Origin of the sequence: Marinomonas posidonica IVIA-Po-181 (genome assembly GCF_000214215.1) — a bacterium.
GTDB classification, from domain to species: Bacteria; Pseudomonadota; Gammaproteobacteria; order Pseudomonadales; family Marinomonadaceae; genus Marinomonas; species Marinomonas posidonica.
This window is the reverse complement of the sequence record NC_015559.1, coordinates 1271847-1294312: the sequence shown is the minus strand read 5'-3', so window position 1 is coordinate 1294312 and position 22466 is coordinate 1271847. Positions and strand designations below refer to the sequence as shown.

Here is a 22466-nt window from a genome sequence, read left to right as displayed (position 1 = left end):
TGCCGAGGCAAGAGGACTTGTTCGCACCTTCCCCAGAGCTCCCAATGGAATGGAAATCCTCATTATTTACACGTCTGACAAGTAGCCAAGTTTTGCTAGGAAACAGTATAGTAAACATACGATTAGCGTATTTACAAAATATTCGCCTGGTATAAGACCCGTTCTCATATCGTCATTACCCATTTCCCGCGACACTTTGCTGGATAATAAATAGGAACTCAAGCCCAACCATGACCGCATTAAAAGGCTTAAAGATTCGACACAAGCTCTTTGCTGTTTTTGTTCTTAGTAACATTTTATTGATTGTTTCCATGTGGCAAGTCTTTCAGTGGAGTTTCGATCGTGGCTTTGTTTCCTATGCAACAGAACGGGACCGCGATTTCTTAGAACAAATGGCAAACCGCACCGCCAACCTATACATCTACTATGATGATTGGTACTTTCTGGTACAAGAAAGTCGTATGGAAAGAGAATGGCACAAGGCTAAGCTAGAAAACCTACGTGATCTTGTGCCACCGCCAAGCACCCCTAACTTGGACCTAATCTATCCATCACAATATTATCGTCAGCGTTTTTTACTGTATGATCTACAAAAACGCCCTATTATCGGTGCCACACCTTACTCCAGCGCAGAGACACACGCGGTAAAAGTCGATGATAAAGTGGTTGGTTATGTCGGATTGAGATCCATACGTGAACTGGTTCAAGATCAGACTCTGCGCTTTGTAAAACAGCAAGGTGAAGCCTTCTTATTGATCTCCGCTTTCATGCTTGCCATTGCCGCCTTGCTCACATGGCCATTAGCACAATGGTTAAGCCGCCCTCTTTGCACCATGCGAATGGCCACAAAGAAACTCTCTGCAGGGCATTTCGACACGCGTATTGAGGTAAAAGGCACTGACGAATTAGCGGACCTAAGCTGCGACTTTAACCACCTTGCTTGCACCTTAGAAAATACCCGTGAAGCTCGCAAACGCTGGGTAGCCGATACCGCTCACGAGCTAAGAACCCCGGTAGCAATTTTGCGAGGTGAAATTGAAGCAATGCAAGATGGCATTATTAAGGTAACACCGGAAAGTTTGGCATCATTGCAACATGAGACCATTCACATCACACGACTAATCGATGACTTAAACCAGCTTTCTATGCATGATATGGGCAGTTTAAACTATGATATGGAAGCACTAGAACTAAACGACATTGTTGAGCAAGCCGTCCACACAATGACCCTACCGTTCAATGAAGCCGGGCTGGAAATTGAGTTTGAAGATTTAGAAAACAAACCCATCAAGCTATCTGGTGACGCCGACCGTTTGCATCAACTTTTCTCGAATTTGATCAATAACGCATTAAAATACACAAATGCCCCAGGAAAACTGAAAGTAAGTTTATCGAAACAAGGCAAAAAAGCCGTTATTCTATTTGAAGACAGTGCGCCAGGCGTGAGCGAAGAAGAAAAAGAGCGAATCTTCGAACAATTCTATCGTATTGAAAATTCACGAAACAGAGCCACCGGCGGACGCGGTTTAGGTCTTGCCATTTGCACCAACATTGTGGATGGTCACCAAGGTAAAATTAACGCCTACCATTCCCCTATTGGCGGTTTAGGCATAAAAATAGAACTCCCTTTAAACTGATATGGAACGAGTAACATTATGAGCAAGATTCTGATTATTGAAGATGAACCAAAATTAGCGGAGTTGATGGGAGCGTACCTAGAGCAAGCAGGCTACGAGCATCATCACCTTGACCGCGGCGACGTGGCGGTCAATTATGTTAAAAACAATCAGGTTGACCTGATTCTACTTGACCTAATGTTACCAGGTTTAGACGGTGTCGAAATCTGTAAACAAGTACGTCAATTCAGTGGCGTTCCTATCATCATGGTAACGGCAAAAGCAGAAGAAATTGACCGCTTAATTGGCCTTGAAATGGGAGCGGATGATTATGTTTGCAAACCTTTCAGCCCACGCGAAATTGTGGCTCGTGTGAAAGCCAACCTACGTCGAGTTGAGCTCGATCAAGAAGAATCCCCAAGAACAGACGGTTTTGACCTTGATGTTGATCGCCTACGTGCGACGTACAAAGGCGAGCTTATCGACCTAACCACAGTAGAGTTTCAATTACTTCAGTTACTGATCAAAGAACCTGGACGTGTGTTTGGTCGTGACCTCATCATGAAGAGCATCTATGCTGACAGTCGAGTGGTGAGTGATCGTACAATCGACAGCCACATTAAAAAGTTACGTAAGAAAATTTCGGCTGTGGCACCAGAGCTTAACGTAATTCATTCTGTGTATGGTGCTGGTTACCGTTTCGAAAACAACGATTAATACTTTATTAGTAAGGGATTCAAGTTGAACAACTTTTTAGACGTATTGGCATTTTCGTTTTCCATTACTATGCCAATCTTCTTAATTTTGATATTGGGGATCATTCTCTATCGAGTTCGAATCATCAATGACAACTTTATTGATACCGCTTCTAAGCTAGTGTTCAACATTACCTTACCTGCTCTACTCTTTATCAGTATTTCAAAAACCAGTTTAACCAGTGAAACGGATTTTTCACTGGTTATTTACGCCATGATTGCGGTTGTCGTCACCTACATTGCGCTTGAATTCTTCATGTCGTTTTGCATTAGTGATAAAGCCGAAAGAGCCGTACTGGTCCAAGGTGCCTTTCGATCCAATATGGGCATTATTGGACTGGCGTATTGTGTTAACGCGTATGGCGATTCTGTGTTCGCGGTGGCGTCCGTTTACTTAGGCGGCGTAACCATATTGTTTAACGTTTTATCTGTTGTTGGCCTGACTCGTGGCTTGGGCGGAAACACCAATATAAAAGGGATTTGCTTAGGAATAGCGAAAAACCCTCTGATCATTGCCATTCTCTCCGCCTTTGTGTTCTCCATTTTTGGCTTACAGCTTCCAACAACACTACACAAAGCCGGTGATTATTTTGCCCAGATGACATTACCATTAGCACTATTATGTGCTGGCGCCTCTCTCAGCTTTAGTTCCATGCGCAAGAACATTATTGGCGCGGTGATTTCTTCTACAGGAAAATTACTCTTTATTCCCATTGTACTCACGCTTGGTGGCTATTTACTGGGCTACCGCGGCATGGAGTTAGGGGTACTTTTCCTTATGTCTTCTGCACCTAGCGCTTCCGCTAGTTACATCATGGTTCGTGCTATGAATGGCAATTCAGCGCTTGCCGCCAATATAATTGTTATCACTACGTTAGCTTCCTTGATTAGCACCAGCATTGGCGTTACCTTGTTACGCAGTTTGGCACTTATCTAACGCAACAGACTGCGACATACAATAAGTGCTGGTTATGAATATCCGGTAACCCAATAGAGCCTTTTTTGATCGCATTATTTCAAAAACACAGACTATCGTTTGTCAGCTTAGGACTGGCGAGCATGGCATTGCTGTTTTTCGTCGTGAACAAATTAGCTTATCAAGTTCTCATTATCGAAAAGCACAATGAAGGCCAAGATAGATTGCTGGATTATGTGATTGAATTACGTAATGAACTGAAAAACTATCAGATCCTACCTTATGCCCTAGCAGACAACCCAACTTTGTTAGCTTTCATGAAAGAGCCAAATGAACAAGCTGTAAAAAAACAAATGCAGCGGCAGCTAGAGGACTTAACACAGGTTTCTAAAACTCAAGACTGGTTTATTTTATCGGCTCAAGGAAAGGAGATGTTGTCGAGCGAGCAATCGCCTAACTTCCAACTAGAAGACTATTTTAACCTTGCGGATCTAAGTAACACCTTAAAAGAACATCAAGGCGAATACCTCCTCATCTCAGGCTACAACCCAACAGCTTTTCAATCTGCTCATTTGGCCTTGGCACCGGTTTATAACCAAACCGGTCAGCTATCAGGAGCAATCGCCGTAAAAATCAATGTCAGTGATTTGATTGAGCGCTGGAACCTGTTGGATGACCTTGTGGTCATGACAGACCAAAACGAATTAGTCTTTGTCGCGAATAAGCTTAACCGCGTCATCACCAGCGACTGGCTCAATACCCCCAAAGCCATTCAGTTTCTTGATCATACCAACGCCAAAACCTATCACCTGAACGATCAGCACTACTTATTACAAGACGTGTTACTGGACGATTTAAAATGGCAAATCCATTACCTTTCCAGTTTAAATAACATACAAAAAAAAACACGTAATATTGCTTGGATCAGTTTGGGCATTTTTGCTTTGATTTTCGTATTCTGGCTGTACCGACGAGAAAGATCGCTGAAAATCGCCTCCAAGTTAGAAAACCAACATCTCATTGCCAATAGCGTATTACAACAAAGAGTACTCATCGAAAACACTCATGTTGGTTTACTGCTGCTCACCAACCAAGGTCACATTTCATTTGTTAACCCAATGGGAAAACGCTACTTTGGCGAACATCATCAACTTATTTCACACAATCTGATGGTGTTTTTACCCGAACGACCAGAAAATCAAACAGCGCGACGTTTTTTAAGCTCACTCAGCAGAGGTGACATTCATAACAACGAGGATTTCCTCGAACAAGAAGTGATTTTACAAAAACACAATGGAGACACTTTTCCTGCTTTACTGTCTGTATCGCCCTTACAGTGGAATCACTCACTAGGGTATCTGGTCACTCTACTCAACATCAGCAAGCGTAAAAGAGCCGAGCTAAGTTTGCTTGAAGCCAATGCCAGACTGGAAGACAGGGTACTAGAACGTACTCAAGCTCTACAGATCGCCCAAAAAGAGCTTCTGCGCACCGAAAAATTGGCAGCCATCGGCCAAATGTCCACCGCCATTGCTCATGAATTAAATCAACCCTTAACAGGCATCCGCACACTCACCTATACCGCCGAGCTGCTGTTAAAACGACAGGATTCCGAACAAGCGTTAAAGGTTGTCTCTGACCTTGAATCCCTTGTGGTAAGGATGCAAAAGCTTACCAGCGAACTCAAAGTCTTTGCTTACCGCCGACCTGAGCAACTCGCGCCAACGTCTATAAGCCAATGTTTTCAAAACGCTCTGCACCACTTAGGAGAAGAAACCCAAGGTCTCACCCATCAATTACAAAGCCCTGGAAATGATTTGGTCTTAGCTGAGCCGAGTCGGCTCGAACAGATTTTCTCGAATTTAATCAGTAACACAATCCAAGCCTGTAACGAGGCCAACATAAAGCCGATCATCGACATGTCATTAAGTTCAGATGAGCGCTATCTATTAGTAGAGTTTAAAGACAACGGTCCGGGTATTGAAGAAGACAAACTGGCGCATATATTTGAGCCTTTTTTCACCACCAAACCCATCGGCAAAGGACTAGGTCTGGGCATGGCGATCAGCGCGAACCTAGCCAAAGACATGAATGGCAAGTTACACGCGAGTTATAATGAAGCGGCAGAATTAGTATTTAGATTAAGCTTATTAAAGGCATAAAATGCAAAAAGACATTTCTTCGATTGAAATTTGGTTACTCGACGACGACGATATCGTGCGCTCCACGACGGCACAGTGGCTAAGACTGTCCCATTATGACGTCAGAGAATTTCAACAAGCACAAACCTTACTTGATCAATTTCAAACGGATCAAGCTTGTATTGTGGTAAGTGATATTCGCATGTCACCAATGGATGGCCTGACTCTAATGAACCAATGTCTCGCACAGGATCCATCATTGCCGTTTATTTTAATCACCGGACACGGTGACATTGACACGGCCGTCAATGCATTACGCGACGGCGCCTTTGACTTTCTCGAAAAACCCTTTGATCCGAATCGCTTAATCCAGACAGTCGAAAAAGCCAAACAAACTCGAAAAACGCAATTACAATTGGCTAACCAAACTCAATACCTCGGCGATCTACACGGCTTAGAAGAATCCATTATCGGTCAAGACGAGCAGATCGTTCGAGTACGACAGCAAATTCAAACCTTCGCCAACATAGATGCCCATGTGATTGTTTATGGAAAAACCGGTTGTGGCAAAGAACTGGTCGCGAAAGCATTGCACGATGCCAGCCCACGTCGAGAAAACCCCTTTGTCGCCATTAACTGTGCCGCAATCCCAGCAGATCTATTTGAAAGTGAACTCTTCGGCCACGAAGCAGGCGCTTTCACCAGTGCCCACAAACAACGTATAGGTAAACTTGAATTAGCCAGTGGCGGCACACTCTTTCTCGATGAAATTGAAAGCATGCCTCTTGCTATGCAGATTAAACTCTTACGAGTCTTACAAGAAAATCAGCTCGAACGCATTGGCAGTAACCAAACCATCAGCATAAACCTTCGAGTCGTGGCGGCAGCAAAACAAGATTTACAAAACATGGCTGACTTTCGCCAAGACTTATTCTTTCGCTTAAACGTGTCACAAATACACTTACCCGAACTCAGACACAGGGGCTCAGATATCCCCTTGTTATTCGAACATTTTTGCCGACATGCCATTGAAGAAAGAGGCGGTGAATTTCGACCACTCAGCCCCATTGATTTGGAGACACTGACTCTCTATGGTTGGCCTGGGAACGTTCGAGAGCTGAGAAACGTCGCCCTGCGATATGCCCTTGAAGCCAACACCAGTGTTGCCAAAATCTTAGCTGGCTATCAAGCCCAGGAACAAATCGATACCCAAACACCACTGCCACTGAGTGTTAAAGTCCAAGAATACGAACGCAGTTTGATTGAAGCCAGCCTGAAGCAGCAAGAAGGCAATATCCAACAAGTATTAGAACAACTGCAGTTGCCAAGGCGAACCTTAAACCAAAAAATGCAAAAATACGGCCTTAATAGAGCTGACTATTTAAAATAACACCGTGTTTTAGAGCTTTCAGCTCCTGTCATGGAAGGAAAATATCAAGGATCGAAAATTTATATAAAATATTTAATGAGAATCACTTGCATTCAATCCAAAAACCCTCTTTAATGATAACCATTATCAAGTTAGAGGCACGACGAGATGCAAATTCACATGCAAGATATCTACGACAACCAAGGACAGGTAAAAGAACCTGTTGCGGATGTCTTGTCTGGGCATAAACATCGACTGGCGTTGCTACCTAACTTAACCTTGTTGAATCATCATATACATGCTCAACAAACGGTTACCCTACAAGAAGAAGCACCAGCGGGTTTGTATTTTTCATTTCTCGGAACCCATGCCATTCACTCAGTGGAAAACATTCAATCCGTACAAATACATTACCAAGCAAGCCCATTAAGCGGCCACTTTGAAATGGAAAAAGGTCAACAACAAAGTCTATTGCAGATTCGCATTAGCCCGAGTTTACTCGCTTCTGTACTGGGTGAAACGGAAGACCAAATTATCCAACATTTTTCTGCTATGCAGAAAACCTTATCCGACAATGGTTCGACTATTGGCCTTCCAATGACTCATAAAACAAGACAAATCCTTGAACCGGTTTTGTCTCACACAAGTCACTCCATTAGTCTGGCGGGTCATATTTACTCTGTCATTTTTACTTTAATTGAGCAGTTACAAATGCTGAGTCATTTGTCTCGCTGTGAAGATTGCCAGAGCAAATTATTCCATGCCCAAAACCTGATCGAAACACCAGAACATGACAGTATTTCGATCAAAAAATTAGCCCATTTAACCGGTTTAAATACCGAGGCCTTAACAATTGGCTTCTATTTGATTGTTGGGCAATCAATTGAAAGCTATTGCACCCAAAGCAAGATAAAATACGCTGCAGCGAGATTAAGACAAGACCCTACGGCTAAATCTCACATCGTGGCAGAAAGTGGCTTTTCTGAAGATCAGTTTGAAGCGGCTTTTATTAAACATTTTGGCGTAAGTAGTCATCACTACGGCCAAATTCATTAAGAAATAGGAATAGATTACAAAATGGCTCAAGCATCAATAGCCCTTATTTACGGTACTGACACTAACAACACCGAAGAAGTCGGACACAAGATTGCAAAACAATGGGAAGAATTGGGTGAACAGGTTGATATTTTCAATATCAAAGATATTGAAATCAGCCAGTTACAAGAATACGCCACGTTGATACTTGGTGTCCCAACATGGGATTTTGGCGGCATCCAATCAGACTGGGAAGACATAGGAGATGGGCTTTCTGAGCTTTCTCTTGAGAACACCAGCGTCGCCTTATACGGACTAGGCGATCAATTCGGTTACGGTGACTATTTTGTCGACGCAATGGGATGGCTGTACGAAAAATTATTGCCAACAAAGGCCACCTTCATTGGACAATGGTCCACTGCAGGTTATGAGTTTGAAGCTTCAAGAGCCTGTATCGAAGATAAAGAAAACTTCATTGGTCTTGCCATAGATGAAGACCAACAATTTGAACTCACTGACGAACGCATTGAACAGTGGGTTATCCAGCTTTACGCTGAAAGAGCTGTAGAGGCCGCATAATAACCAACTGACTGGCCATTGATATTAAGTAAACGACTCAATTTGGATTCCCACACATTCGCTGCCCCGAATGCCCAAATTTTACTTAGTAGCAATGAGGTTATTGTACGACTTGCTCTTCGTTGCGTAAAGAACGTGGCTACCTCTCCTTTCTCTCCTGCTTGGAGGTAGCCACGTATTTATTTCTATCGTGGTGTTAATGGATATTATGAGGTGAATGTTTAGAGGTAAATTTAAACCAACCAATTTTCCCCCTGGTATATACCAAAATACACATACCCTCTCCTTCCCTAAAAACCTCTACTCACTTTTAGTTATCTTGATTCGATAATTTCGCTATCATATCGAATATTATGACTTTCAAGAAATCACTATTATGAATCTTCAACTAACAGACATTATCATTGCCCTTTTGTTGGCTAGTATGCTGTATGCTTGGTGGCGTAACATCACCATTCGAGAAAAGGCGACCTTATCCGCTAAGCATCATTGTGAGTCCTATAACCTACAACTGCTAGATGAAAGCATTGCCGGTATAAAGTGGTGGCCTTGCTGGCATCAAGGCAATTTGATGATTAAACGTGTGTATAAATTTGAATTCAGTTCATCCGGTGTGGCCCGATATTCTGGCACCATCACTTATCTTGGGCAAAAGCAGGCCGATATTTGGCTCAGCCCCCACGATATTTAACACCATTATTGAAAGACTTTGATACAAAACATTCGCAGCAACCAAAATCGGAATTCTATAAAGTGCAAATTCCTTAAAAAGCTTTTAATAAGATTGCAAAAATAATTGAGGAAGCAATAATATAGCTAGACAGCTATTTAAATCTCCTTAATTGAAACGGTATGGACAGAACCGTCAGGCTCTTAGGAGTGAATATCTGTTTGATGAATAATAATAAATGCAGGATATTATATGTTGGCTAATCTAAGTTTTCGCACCAAGTTACTCTCTCTCTTAATAGCAGCAGTTCTTGGCTTTGTGGTAGTTACCGCCGTCGCATTGCAGGGATTGAACGTTCAAGAGACTTCCTCATCGCAATTTGATCGACTCACAACAGTCGATAAAGATCTTTCATCCCTCACCATTATTTTAATGGAAGAGTATGAATCGCTTTCCAGTATTGATGATTCAAGCTTCGATGCTTTTATCACAACACTTGATAGCAACTATGAAAATTTCACTGTCATTCTGAACAAAGACCTTGAGTTGCTTCAAGACACTGGCGCCAAAGAAAACCTTACTAAAATCGCTTCTTCTTTGGACATTTACAATACCGCCCTCAAGCAACTCGTCATTCAGAAGCAAACAGTGGGATTTAATGGCACATCAGGACTAAAAGGCACCATTTCAAGTTTAGGTGAGAAAGTGACGGAAGAAATTTCTTTCCTCAGTCTGGTTAAACAAGAGTTCTTACCTGTACGTGAAGCCGAAAAAAACTACATATTCGAACCGAATGCCGCAAACAAAGCACTTTTCATGGAGCGCTTTGATAAGTTCTTTAAACGTGTCACCAACTTTGGTCTTGAAGAACGCTTTGGTGAAGTAATCAACCAGTACTTCACAGCCATTGAAAACTTTGATAACGAAAACCAGACCCTCGCCCAATTGCAAAATGCATTTAGTTCAGCTAAAAACAATTTTAGCGACACTCGTTTAGCCGCAGCAGATTACATGCAACAAGCCGTTACGGAAGCTCGCCAACAGGCCTCATCAAGTTCTCAGCAAGCCAGCATTAGCGTTATCATAGTCAGTATTGTTGTCGCCATTATTGCCGCACTGTTAATGGCAAGCATTGGCCGTGATGTGAAAAAGACCCTGAGCCAAATCATTTCAGACTTAAGCAAGGTTAAAAGTGGCGACTTAACAGCTCGCCTCACGGTAAATAACAAACGTAACGATGAGTTTGACTCCCTATGTGGCTCAGTCAATGAGATGACCACAGGCTTAGGAGCGGTCATTGGCGACGTTGTCACCACCACACGCGATGTCAGTGGCATGGTTACTGAACTGAATACCTCAGTGACGAACATTGCAGAAAGCAACCGTTCGGTAAGCGAACAAACCAACTCTCTCGCGGCGGCGACTGAAGAAATCTCAACCACTATCTCGAGTATCTCTCACACCACAGAGGATCTAAGCTCACAGTCTCAAAATACCTATGAGTCGGCTAAGTTAGGGGCTGAAACCATCAATGGGGCCATTTCCAACCTATCGACCACGATTAAAGTGGTAAACAAAACCAGTGAACAGCTAAACGAACTCGGCCAGCTATCAAAAGACATTGATAATGTGATTGCGATGATCAATGACTTGGCGAACCAAACTAACCTTCTCGCCTTAAACGCCGCCATTGAAGCCGCTCGTGCAGGTGAAGCGGGCCGTGGTTTCTCGGTCGTTGCAGATGAAGTACGTTCGTTGGCAGAGAAAACGGTGGATGCCACGGCGAAAATCACAGACATCGTTAGCACCATTCAATCTTCCACTCAAAACGCCATTAAGACAATGAAAGATGGTCAAGAGAATCTGCATGCGATCGAAGATTACAGTGAAAAAGCCGAGCTGGCCATCCGTGAAATCGAGCAGAATGCCCAAACCAGCTCTTCTTCTTCTGTTGAAATGGCGCGCTCTATTCAAGAAGTCGCAAAAACCGCCATTCACATGAGTGAAGAGATGGACAAGATTGCTCAGCAGTTACAACGTGACAACAGCTACATCAATAACATCGAAGGTAATACCAGAGACATCCATAATCAGGTCTCTAGCCTAGACAGTAAGACTGGTGTCTTTACCACTCAATAACCATGCTGAAAGGCATGTTATAGACAAAAAAAACCGGCCAATTGGCCGGTTTTTTTATGTGCGCTTTAAGAGCAACAAGTAGAAGGCATTATCCTCTAAAAATCCCCCTTAATAGAATACCTCTCTGATTACAGAGCAGCGTATTCTTTCTCCCAACGCTTAGCTTCCTTCTTAGACGGTCCACCAAGTGCATTCACTGCCGTACGCATTCTTGCACGTGAAATATCGGATCCTAGAATCGCCATGGCATCAAACACAGAAACGGATGCGGTAGAACCTGAAATGGCAACAAACAAAGGAGCAAAGAGATCTTTTGGTTTAATCTCTAGCGATTGCGCGAGCGATTTCAACTCATTAAAGATATTGTCTTTTTCCCATTGATTCAGAGCTTCTAGACGCCATAGAGCAAACTGCATCGCTTTACGAAGGGTTTCCTCTTCCATCTTGATACTAGCAAAGTCTTCTTTAGTCAGTGGTAGTAACCCTTTCAAGAAAAAACCAGCCACATCCGCCACATCAGAAAAAGTTTCCACGCGAGGGATCACCAATGGCAAGATTTTCATCAAATATTCTGGGTTAAGCGCCCATTCAACGTATTTTTGGGCGAAGGTTTCAGCGGTAAGATTCTCACGAATCCACATGCCATTTAGCCAACTTAGCTTTTCAACATCGAATACTGGTCCACCTAAGGAAACACGCTGAATATCAAACTGTTCAATCATCTCATCCAATGAGAATTTTTCACGCTCATCCGGCATAGACCAACCCATACGGCCCAAATAATTAATGACCGCTTCCGACATATAACCCATGCGTTGGTAATACAAAATACTGGTTGGATTTTTACGTTTAGACAACTTCGACTTGTCCGGATTACGCAACAAAGGCATGTGACATAACGTTGGCATGTCCCAACCAAAATACTGATACAACAAAATGTGCTTAGGCGCAGAGTTGATCCACTCTTCACCACGAATCACGTGAGTGATCTTCATCAGATGATCATCCACAACATTCGCTAGGTGGTAAGTAGGCATACCATCGGCTTTTAGCAACACTTGCATGTCCACTTGAGCCCAGTCAATTTCAATGGTGCCACGTAGCATGTCTTGTACCACACACACGCCTTCTTCTGGCACCTTCATGCGAATGACGTAAGGTACCCCGGCATCCAGTTTTGCTTGCACTTCAGCCTGAGAAAGCAACAATGCACGGCCATCGTACTTTTGTGGCAAGCCTTGCTCTTTTTGCTCGGCACGCATCTGATCCAGCTCTTCTGGAGTCTCAAAGGCATAAAAAGCGTGACCTTTTTCGACTAGCTCACGGGCGTATTGGCCATAAATATCGCCTCGTTCGCTCTGACGATAAGGACCGTATTCACCACCGACATCTGGACCTTCAGCCCAATCTAACCCCAACCAACGCAAAGCGTCGAGAATCATTTTTTCTGATTCAGGCGTACTACGAGTCTGGTCAGTATCTTCAATGCGCAAAATAAACTTACCGCCCATTTTGCGTGCAAACGCCATATTAAATAGTGCAATATACGCCGTACCAACATGAGGATCACCCGTTGGTGACGGGGCAATGCGTGTTCTTACCTCAGACATAATGTTCTCAATTATCCGCTTTCTACAAAGATGCGCCTATTATAAGCATCTCGACTACGATGAGTAAGGGGCTGCGATCATCTTTTCCTCACTTGTCAGGATATTTTTCTAGCGAAGTTTTTACCCTGCTCAAAATTGCACCTTATTGATCCGTTACGCACAAAAATCAAGCGTATATCCCCGCTGTCATCCAGCCTTCATTTTCGACGCCTCTACCTTCCTCAAAGAGCAAAGCGCGAGCTTCAGTCATTCAGAATCACAACAAACTAGAGCATAAATTCAGTCTAGAGAAGCTTCACAGTGCCTCTTTATGTTTCACACAAGAGCCTCATTTTGCACTAAATAAATCCACACCTCCCCTTACTGGTCTATTTATTGCTTCGATAAAGACTCTAGCATGACAATGAGAGACCATAATGTTACTGAAACCTGGAACCATACTCATAACCGCACTGCCCTATTTCGCTCGGATCACAATTATGTTTCTGCTCGGCGCGGTCTGTATCTCTGCACTGTATCTTTCCTTTCTGCAACCACAAGCTCAAACTGTCATTTTAATCAGCACCTGTTTATTGGTGTATTTTGCTATGTCAGCCAATTACTTAACTCAGCAACGCATAAAAGAACTCAACCTACACCTACAAACACTGGATACGAATCACACTTTAGAACTGTCTCACAACGATAAAGAATTCAACCGTCTCGCCGGTCAGATTAATAACTTGCTTCGCCACCTCAGCCGTAAACAGCATTTACTCAAAAGTTGCTCACAAGAGACCCAATACACAGCAAACGAATTACAAAACTCCTCTAACATGGTCGCTCAAGGTGCAGAGGAAGAACATCAAGCACTGGACACCTTGGTTCAGGAAAGTTCCGCCATGAGTGCCGCCATTGACGATATTTTGGCACGAATTCAAACAACCCTAGACATGGCACATCAAACACACAGCCATTCCGAAAATGGTCAAGTGGCGCTGGCCAATCTAGGTCAGCAAATCACCAGCATGCAAACCACCGTATCTGATAACCAAGCACAAATGCAGGAACTCATTCAAACCACAGAGAAAATCCGAAATTTCGTTGCCACCATAGAACAAATCACCTCCAACATAAATTTGCTGTCTCTCAATGCCGCCATTGAATCGGCACGAGCAGGAGAAGCAGGTCGCGGCTTTGCCGTGGTCGCAAATGAGGTAAGGGAATTGGCGGCAAGTACCGAATTGGCCGCTCAGGATATTGGTTTAATGGTCAATTCTATCGCTTCTCAGGTACATGCCTCTGAGCAAACCAGCTTAAAGTTAATCGACTTCGCCAACCTTGCCTCACAAGGTTCAGGTAAGGCCCATTCTGCTCTCTCAGCCATCTACGATGCGGCTCAGTCAACCCAACAAGAAGTCAAACAATCTATGCAAGGTATAAGCGAATTCCAACACACCAACAACAAGATGTCAGATCGACTTAAAGGGATTAGCACCGTCAGTGAACAACACAGCAAGGCCAGTCAAGACGCAAAGGATATGGTCAAATACCTAGAATGGCTTTCCTCTCGCTTGGATCAAAAGGAAACCTCCCTATGAATGTCATCATCCTGCTCTTTATCACCAGTTTTACTATTATCGGCCTAGCACTTGTCAGACACTTTTATTCCGAGCTCAATGCTAAGAAACGGACATTAGAAGGCATCCAAGGTGTCCATCATTTTGTTGAACTCATAAAATTCACACAACAGCACAGAGGCATGCACTCCGGTTTATTAAATGGCAACCTAGACTTTAAAGGCAAATTGCCGCAGCTTGAAAAGGACATTCAAACTCAATACGAACAGATACTGTCTTTTGAAAAAAAGCATCGTTATCCACCGCAACTGAGCATTCAATATGTCCACAAACAATGGCAAAAGTTGTTACAAAAAGACGATATTCAAAGTAGCCAAAGCTTTCAATTGCATACAGGCTTAATCAATCGTCAACTAGAAGCATTATGGGATCTCGCTGATGAGTTCGCCCTTACCACCAGCCGCCAACAAGCGGTGCGCCTAACATCACAACAACTGGTTAAAACCCTACCTGAACTAGCTGAAGCCCTAGGCCAAATTCGCGCCCTAAGTGTACAAGTAGCCAGCAAGCAAGACCTAAGCTCAGATAAAAAACTACAGCTTATTTTCACCTTAGAAAATATCACCGAACATCATGCTAAGTTAAGCCAATTGCTGCCCGCAAACAGCAATCAAGTCCTGCAACAATTTATTCAAGATATAAAACACAGTGTGGAGCAAGGTACGTTAAGCCAGCGCAATCCTGACAGCTTATTTCAAGACGCCAGTCAGATCATCAATCAGCTGTTTGACGTGGTGAATAATCGACTAATCGAACTTAAACAAACCATTCGTTAAGCGTCTTTCTTCGGTTGAAATTTGAGTTTGGATAAAGGAAAGCCCAAAGACACATCGGTTTTTAACGACACCAATGAACGAGACAATAAGCACTGTTCATAACCTCCAGCGAGGAGCTTTTGAATACGCTCAGAAAAGGTCTGCAGATTGGCATAGATGGCTTCAATCGTAGGCGCATCAGCGATGATGTTCAAAGCCGTTTTCGGGCCAATGCCTTTTACCCCAGGAATACGATTGGTGGTGTCGCCGACTAAGGCCCAATAATCCATCAATTGTTCGGCCTGTACGCCATATTTACCGGGTACCCAAGCCTTGTTGTAACCCAGTTTGGCAAAATAATCATACTGAAGTATGTATTCATCTCCCAATAATTGCGTGAACCCCTTATCGGTAGAGACAATATAAGACGTCACCTTATGTTGTGACGCCTTGACCGCCAAGGTCGCAATCAAGTCATCCGCTTCCCAACCCGACATACGCAGACATGGAAAATGGTTATAACGAAACACTCGGGCAAACTCTTCTAATGACTCCAATAAGGCATCGTCCATGGGAACACGTCCCAATTTATATTCAGGATACACCTGATGTCGCCAGGTTTTGCCGTTTGAATCAAACACCACTACCGCATAATCAGGATCAAATTGCTGTGCTAACTTACTCAAAGCATCAATCGCAATACTCTGAGTGCGTTCAACCCGACGCACAGCATCCTGTTCGGCTTCCAGCGCGGCATAAAGTCGTCGAATCAAATTCAAACCGTCAATAATCAGTAATGTTTTATCCACACAAATGACCTATATTTCCAACAATATTTCTATGCTATTAGGTTAACATGAGGGAGCAGACGGCACGATCATAAGATGTTAAAAAACACCAGAAGGATTCCGAGTTATGCATAAATCACACGCTCAAATGATGACAGGCTTAATACTAAGTGCTTTGTATCAGCCCGCCCTGGCCGATCCAATTAAGGCGGTCATTGGCCTTCAAAATAGCCAAGTTGTCGAAGATAACAAGGAACTGACTTTATCGCCTGTCGCTGGCAGTGTATTACCATTTGCCACAGATTTCAGACCGATTGAATACCTTGGCGATGCCTCTCAGCGACAATGGATCAACCAGGTGGGCAGTAAAATTCGCGTCGAGCATAAACACAGGGATCTCAATTACACCGGCTTACTGACTCAGGTAAATCAAGCTCAACAGAACTTTACTCTCAGTCTGAACAATCGTCCTGTCACCCTACCAATGAATGACTTTTACCTAGTTCCACTCGAATCGCACGCCAAACAAGCACAAAACATAGACAATCTGCCCATCAGCTACCAGACCGAGCAGCTCTCTTGGACACCGCAACTGAACCTGATCTTTAATGACAACAAGGTAACTCTTACTCAACAAGCCTTACTCACCAATCAATCCAACCAAGCACTGATGCTAGAGTCGAGTTTGCTGCATTACTCTCACCATCAACCCAGCCCGAAATTCAAGAACGAACGAGCTAGTATGATGCTTGACTCAGCGGCACCACAAGTCAGCTATCAAGACAATGAAGTGGTGTTTCCTTTAGCGGATCAAATCGCATTAGCGCCTTATTCCAATACCTTGTATGCCCTACCCAGTGATACCTTAAACATACAGAATCAACGCCATACAGCGGAGCAATTCACTCACAGTGGACAAGCTGGCAGCCTCCCTCTCAGTTTCTATAACCAACTCACCTTTACCTTGAAGCAAGACAGCATGCCAGGGTCTTACAAAACCTTCTGGCAAAAAGGCCCGCTCTTAATTCCGGCGAATCAAGTCAACCTTAATCAGATGCGCTCAGGTCAAACCCTTGATGTCATCACAAACAAAAGCCAAGCCATCAGTGGGCATCTAACCTTACTCAATGCGTCTTCTAAGCAGTTACCTAGTCGACAAGTTTGGCAGTTAAGCGTAAAAAATCATGATAAAAAAATGGCAAAATTTGCCTTGCAACAGAACACCAATGGCATTGTCGACATTATTAAAGCGAACCAGGTGACTAAAAATTCGGCAAATGCTTTACTTATCGAAGGACAACTGGCCCCACAACAAGAAAAGATCATCACTTATACAATTGAGGTGAAAAAATAAATCATCATAAAGACAAGCTAGTCAGTGGCTTGCAATAAGTTTCCACATTAGAAGCCTATTCAAAGCATTTCGTTATGATATGGTCAGTAGTCATAATAGATATAGCGAAAATGGCACTGCCACAAGACCAGAAGTTACGCTAGTATTATAACTAAATTTCATACTATGAGCCTACAGAAATCTATGAAAAAGCATATTATCTCATCTTTGATAACGGCCGCTGTCATGAGCAGTACAGCCGTTCAAGCCGAAAGTATTTACGACGTCTATAAACTGGCGAAACAAAACGATCCAGGCTTGCGTGCTGCTGCGGCAACCTACCAAGCACAAAAAGAAGGGGTCACAGTCACTAAGGGGAATCTTTACCCAGAAATTAGCTTCAGTGGCAGCCTAGGCTATACCAATATAGACAGTCCTTCGATTGAATACGACAATAACTCAAACTCATTGGCATTAGAGCTGAATTACCCTATCTACTCTCCAGCCCTTGGCTATGCCGTAGATGCGGTCGAAATTAGTTCTGCCAGCGCCGGCGTTAGCTACGAAAATTCTGAAGAAGACTTGGCCCTGACCACCCTAACAGAATACTTCAACCTGCTGATCGCTCAGTCTACCTTACAAACCACAGAAGCCTTGGTAAAAAGCACAGCAAGTCAGCTTGACCGTGCTAAAAAGCAATATGAAGTGGGTCTAGCTTCCGTGACCGATCTTCAAGATGCACAAGCGGAATACGATTCGGTACGAGTCACCGAATTGAGCGCCCGTTCTAGCGTATCTTATGCTCAAAAAGCCCTTTACCAAAGAACAGGACGTGTGATCGAAAGCATTCCTACTTTGTCTGCGGATTACCCTATTCGTTTAGACCCAAACATGACCGTTGATACCTTGATTGCGAAAGCGCAAAAAGACAACAAAGAACTGAAAATTTTGAGCCTAGCGGTTGAAAGTGCGGAAAATAACATCAGCATTCAAAAATCCAATGGCCGCACACCTACGGTTTCTATTACTGGTTCGCTTTCTCGCACCGACAATGATTACAGTGTGACTTCCAGCTCACTGACCAGTGGCGCAACGAATACCACGGCGCTTTCCTTAGGTGTTAGCATCCCGTTGTACAGTGGTGGCGCGATTAACGCTTCTGTTCGCCAGGCCTCCGCTGAAGCGGAATCAGCAATCGAACAAAAAGCCAGCTCATTGCAATCCATTGAGTTAAATATTCGTAGCTTGTACCTTGACCTGCAAACTGCAGTGGCTCAAATCGAAGCACAACAGCAATTGATTCGCTCTCGTAACAGTGCTTTAGAAGCCACGAAAGCCGGCTATGATGTAGGTACTCGTAACCTGGTTGAATTGCTAGATGCTCAATCAAATCTATACGATGCTCAAAATACCTATGAGCAATACCGTTATAACTTCGTTCTAAAACAACTTAGCTTGTTAGAAGCAACTGGTGACTTAACGGAAGATAAGATCAAACAACTTGATAAATGGTTGGTTGCTCAAAACTAAAGCCCCTTTATTCGGCTCAAAAAAAACCACCGCATGTTATCGTGCGGTGGTTTTTTTTATGCTGGGTAGCTGACTCAATCTTAAGACATCAATAATCTATTGCTTTCGCCAGACTAACTCAGCGCGACCCTCGCTTAACGGGTCATCAGCGTGTCTCGTTTGGTAAAGCGCGCAAGCACCTTATACAAACCGAACGCATCATGGCTACCTGCCAGCTCTCGAATCGAGTGCATACCAAAGGTTGGCAGACCGATATCTATGGTTGGCACACCGATTTCACCAGAAGTAATTGGTCCGATTGTGCTGCCGCACCCCATATCACTGCGTACCACAAAGGTTTGCACATGGTAATTTTCTTGTGCTGCCACATCTCGATAAATACTCGCCGTTTCGCTATTGGTAGCATAACGTTGATTGGCATTGACTTTAATCACGGCCCCTTTGTTAATCGCTGGCGCATGGTTTTTATCATGACGATTCGCATAGTTAGGGTGCAAGGCATGAGCATTATCCGCCGACACCAACATAGAGCGCTGAATCGCTTGCACAAACTGTTCTGGGTTAGGCGACAAACGTCGTAACACATCATCCAAGAATGGCCCATTAGCACCACACGCTGACAAACTGCCAATTTCTTCATGGTCGGTACAAATTAGCAAACTAGGACGCTCATTATTAGAACTTAACAGGGCTTGCAAACCGACGTAACAGCTCAACAAGTTATCCAGTCTCGCCGAACAAATGTATTCTTTGTGCAGGCCGACCAAAGCCGCAGGCTGAGTATCATAAAGGCTTAATTCAAAATCCAACACTTGCGCAACCGGCAAATCAGGATGTTGTTGTCGCAGCTGAGCAATCAACAACTGATGAAGGTCAAACTCGTTATCCGCACCACATAAGATCGGCAGAATTTCTTCTTGTGGGTTCACCGAAAAACCTTCATTCACTTTGCGATTTAAGTGAATGGCCAAATTCGGCACGACAGCAATCGGCTCTTTAAAATCAATTAGGCGGCTGACAATATTGCCAGCGTCGGTTTTGGCAGTGACACGACCCGCAATGGATAAATCACGATCCAACCAAGTATGTAGCAGCACACCACCATACACTTCCACACCCAATTGATGATACCCAAAACGATCCACATGCGCGTTTGGCTTCAATTTCAAACATGGGCTATCCGTATGCGCCCCAATCATCCGCCAACCGGTTTGACTTACATCCAATACAGGTGTTGTAAACGCAATTAAGGAAGATTCATTACGAGTAACGAAATACTTCCCGCCTTCTTCAATAACCCAATTATCTTCTTCAACTAGCTCAACATAACCTTCTGCAAGCAGTGCCAAACGCATGCTATCAGTGGCATGGAAAGGTGTCGGGGACGCTTGAAGAAAGGACAACAATGAATCATTAAATTGTGAATATTCCATATTTTTCCATAAGCAAAATGCTTTAAAAGTGACTTTTTAACACTTAGGCTAGCCTTAATGCCCTGTGTCTAATATGATTTTACCAATGATATACAAAATAGACAGAGAGATACGACACCGGATGAACCTAAAACGCCTACTACTTTGCCTACTATCAGGCTATTCTTTTGCCGTCACTCCCGTATCCGCCTATCAGGAGTTACAACCTCCTCATGAGTACGATCAGGTTTCTAAAGAACTGGTTGAAATGCTGGAAGGCATTCACTACAACAGACCTCAGATCGACGACACCATTTCGACAAAAGCATTCGACTATTATATCGATGCCATGGATCCAACCAAGAGTTTCTTTTTACAAAGTGACATTGATGCCCTAGAAACGTACCGCTATGAGTTCGATGACGCCCTTCGAAATGGTGATACCCAGGTGGCCTACACCATTTATAACTTGTACTTAAAGCGCTTCGAAGATCGCGTTAAAGACCTACAAGCCAACTTACCTGACATGGTAAAGGCCTTTGATTACACCATTGATGAAAGCCTAAACGCTGACCCAGACAATCAACATTGGGCCACATCTCAGGCAGAACTAGATGACTACTGGCGTAAACGCTTGAAGAATCGCGCTCTGATTCTAAAAATGAACGGCGAAGAAGAAGACAAAATTGTCTCTGTATTGGAACGTCGTTATAAAAATCAACTAAAACAAGTTGATCAAACCAACGCCATCGATGTATTCCAAATTTTTGCCAATGCCGTAACCGCAGCACTAGACCCCCACACCAGCTATTTCGCACCACGTGCTTCTGAAACCTTCAACATCAACATGAGCTTGTCACTAGAAGGCATTGGTGCTGTACTGCAAATGGACGATGATTACACTAAGGTTGTCAGACTCGTACCAGGCGGACCAGCTGCCACACAAAGCGAGTTAGCCCCCAATGATAGAATCATTGCCGTTGGCCAAGGTGATGAGGCCATGGTGGATGTAGTCGGCATGCGTCTCGACGATGTGGTCGACATGATACGTGGCGAACGTGACACCACAGTAAGATTGGAAATCACCCCAAGCAAAGGGGACACGCAAACCAGTAAAGTCATCAACATAGTACGTAAAAAAGTCAAATTGGAAGATCAGTCTGCCAAAAAAGAAATCGTCGAAGTAGAACGTGGCGGTGAAACCTACAAGGTCGGTGTGATTTCGCTGCCAACCTTTTATTCCGATTTCGCCGCTATCCAAGCAGGCGAAAAAGACTACAAAAGCTCCACTCGAGACACCAAAAAGCTGATTGAAGAACTGCGCCAAGAAGACATTTCCGCGCTTATCTTAGACCTGCGTAACAATGGTGGCGGCTCATTACAAGAAGCCAACGCCTTAGCCGGCCTATTCATTCCGTCTGGGCCGACGGTACAAATCCGCGATCAAAGTGGCCGTGTCACACCATTGGGTGATTCTGATCCAAGCATCACTTACAGTGGGCCGATGGCAATACTGGTTAACCGCATGAGTGCTTCAGCATCTGAAATCGTAGCTGGCGCCTTACAAGACTACGGCCGAGCACTCATTCTGGGCGACCAAACCTTCGGTAAAGGCACAGTACAAGTATTGCAAGAGTTAGACAAAGGCCAACTTAAAGTCACTCAAGCCAAGTTTTACCGTGTGTCAGGCGAAAGTACCCAACACAAGGGCGTCATGCCCGACATTGCCTTCCCTTCTTTAATCGACAAAGAATCTGTCGGAGAAAGCGCATTGGACAACCCACTTCCTTGGGACAAGATCCATGAAACACGTTACCCAGTGTACTGGAACATGCCAGCTTACTTGCCCATTTTGACGCCACGTCATGAAGCAAGGATGGCAAAAGATCCCAACTTCATCGCGCTGAATGATCAAATTGATTACTTCAAGCAGCAAGTGGAAAAATACAAAACCATTTCGCTCAATGAAAACACCCGCATTCAACAGCGAGAAGAAAACGAGCAACATGAATTGGATCGTGAGAACACTCGCCTCCAAGCCCTAGGGTTAGACCCAGTGACCTCTGTTGACGACATTGAAGCCAGCGAAGAAGACACTTACGCAAAAGAAGCGTCTGAAATTCTGCTTGATTTCATTGCCACTAACCAAATGGCACAGAAACAAGCTGAGAAGCAAACGGCGCAAAACTAAGCTTAATC

The 22466-nt window shown here is 43.8% G+C and carries 17 protein-coding genes; 14 read left to right on the top strand and 3 right to left on the bottom strand.

The annotated features are described in order from the left end of the window. The first annotated feature begins 230 nt into the window (after positions 1–230). The 9 genes from MAR181_RS06075 (at position 231) to MAR181_RS06035 (ending at position 11220) form a co-directional block, all read left to right on the top strand. The gene (locus MAR181_RS06075) at positions 231–1637 is read left to right on the top strand and encodes an ATP-binding protein (protein WP_013795723.1); all 1407 of its coding nucleotides are present in this window, start codon (positions 231–233) and stop codon (positions 1635–1637) included. An 18-nt stretch (positions 1638–1655) separates the two neighbouring features. Then, on the top strand, positions 1656–2333 hold the full coding sequence (locus MAR181_RS06070) for a response regulator (protein ID WP_013795722.1): 678 nt from the start codon (positions 1656–1658) through the stop codon (positions 2331–2333). Positions 2334–2357: 24 nt separating this feature from the next. Beyond that, positions 2358–3308 (top strand): AEC family transporter, encoded by a 951-nt coding sequence (locus MAR181_RS06065; protein ID WP_013795721.1) that lies wholly within the window; start codon positions 2358–2360, stop codon positions 3306–3308. A gap of 65 nt (positions 3309–3373) precedes the next feature. Beyond that, entirely contained in the window at positions 3374–5449 is a 2076-nt protein-coding gene (locus tag MAR181_RS06060) for an ATP-binding protein (protein WP_041651203.1), read from the top strand. Position 5450: 1 nt separating this feature from the next. After that, the gene (locus MAR181_RS06055) at positions 5451–6818 is read left to right on the top strand and encodes a sigma-54-dependent transcriptional regulator (protein WP_013795719.1); all 1368 of its coding nucleotides are present in this window, start codon (positions 5451–5453) and stop codon (positions 6816–6818) included. A gap of 147 nt (positions 6819–6965) precedes the next feature. Further along, entirely contained in the window at positions 6966–7853 is an 888-nt protein-coding gene (locus MAR181_RS06050; protein WP_013795718.1) for a helix-turn-helix domain-containing protein, read from the top strand. Positions 7854–7874: 21 nt separating this feature from the next. Then, positions 7875–8411: a flavodoxin gene (locus MAR181_RS06045; protein ID WP_013795717.1), complete on the top strand. Its 537-nt coding sequence runs from the start codon at positions 7875–7877 to the stop codon at positions 8409–8411. Between the two features lie 376 nt (positions 8412–8787). Further along, the gene (locus tag MAR181_RS06040) at positions 8788–9102 is read left to right on the top strand and encodes a DUF3301 domain-containing protein (protein WP_013795716.1); all 315 of its coding nucleotides are present in this window, start codon (positions 8788–8790) and stop codon (positions 9100–9102) included. A gap of 231 nt (positions 9103–9333) precedes the next feature. Further along, positions 9334–11220 carry a methyl-accepting chemotaxis protein gene (locus MAR181_RS06035; protein WP_013795715.1) on the top strand — a complete coding sequence of 629 codons (1887 nt, stop codon included), beginning with the start codon at positions 9334–9336 and terminating at the stop codon, positions 11218–11220. Positions 11221–11348: 128 nt separating this feature from the next. Here MAR181_RS06035 and gltX read toward each other — a convergent pair whose 3' ends face one another. After that, the gene (gene gltX / locus MAR181_RS06030) at positions 11349–12830 is read right to left on the bottom strand and encodes a glutamate--tRNA ligase (RefSeq protein WP_013795714.1); all 1482 of its coding nucleotides are present in this window, start codon (positions 12828–12830) and stop codon (positions 11349–11351) included. 479 nt (positions 12831–13309) lie between these two features. Between gltX and MAR181_RS18435 the strand changes: the two genes are divergently transcribed. Continuing rightward, positions 13310–14410, top strand: a complete 1101-nt coding sequence (locus MAR181_RS18435) for a methyl-accepting chemotaxis protein (RefSeq protein WP_171810309.1) — start codon at positions 13310–13312, stop codon at positions 14408–14410. Next, positions 14407–15225, top strand: a complete 819-nt coding sequence (locus MAR181_RS06020) for a hypothetical protein (protein WP_013795712.1) — start codon at positions 14407–14409, stop codon at positions 15223–15225. The genes MAR181_RS18435 and MAR181_RS06020 overlap by 4 nt, the downstream gene beginning before the upstream one ends. On the opposite strand, the gene MAR181_RS06015 is transcribed toward MAR181_RS06020, so the two are convergent. Further along, complete coding sequence (locus MAR181_RS06015; RefSeq protein WP_013795711.1) at positions 15222–16013, bottom strand: 5'-3' exonuclease H3TH domain-containing protein; 792 nt, start codon at positions 16011–16013, stop codon at positions 15222–15224. The two genes, MAR181_RS06020 and MAR181_RS06015, sit on opposite strands and share 4 nt — an antisense overlap. A gap of 106 nt (positions 16014–16119) precedes the next feature. Here MAR181_RS06015 and MAR181_RS06010 point away from each other — a divergent pair, with 106 nt between their 5' ends. Together MAR181_RS06010 and MAR181_RS06005 are read left to right on the top strand one after the other, a co-directional pair. Continuing rightward, the gene (locus tag MAR181_RS06010; RefSeq protein WP_013795710.1) at positions 16120–17346 is read left to right on the top strand and encodes a hypothetical protein; all 1227 of its coding nucleotides are present in this window, start codon (positions 16120–16122) and stop codon (positions 17344–17346) included. Positions 17347–17529: 183 nt separating this feature from the next. Continuing rightward, complete coding sequence (locus MAR181_RS06005) at positions 17530–18855, top strand: TolC family outer membrane protein (protein WP_013795709.1); 1326 nt, start codon at positions 17530–17532, stop codon at positions 18853–18855. Between the two features lie 134 nt (positions 18856–18989). On the opposite strand, the gene MAR181_RS06000 is transcribed toward MAR181_RS06005, so the two are convergent. Then, the gene (locus MAR181_RS06000) at positions 18990–20288 is read right to left on the bottom strand and encodes a M18 family aminopeptidase (protein WP_013795708.1); all 1299 of its coding nucleotides are present in this window, start codon (positions 20286–20288) and stop codon (positions 18990–18992) included. 121 nt (positions 20289–20409) lie between these two features. Between MAR181_RS06000 and MAR181_RS05995 the strand changes: the two genes are divergently transcribed. Further along, positions 20410–22458 carry a carboxy terminal-processing peptidase gene (locus MAR181_RS05995; protein ID WP_013795707.1) on the top strand — a complete coding sequence of 683 codons (2049 nt, stop codon included), beginning with the start codon at positions 20410–20412 and terminating at the stop codon, positions 22456–22458. The last annotated feature ends 8 nt before the right edge of the window (positions 22459–22466 follow it).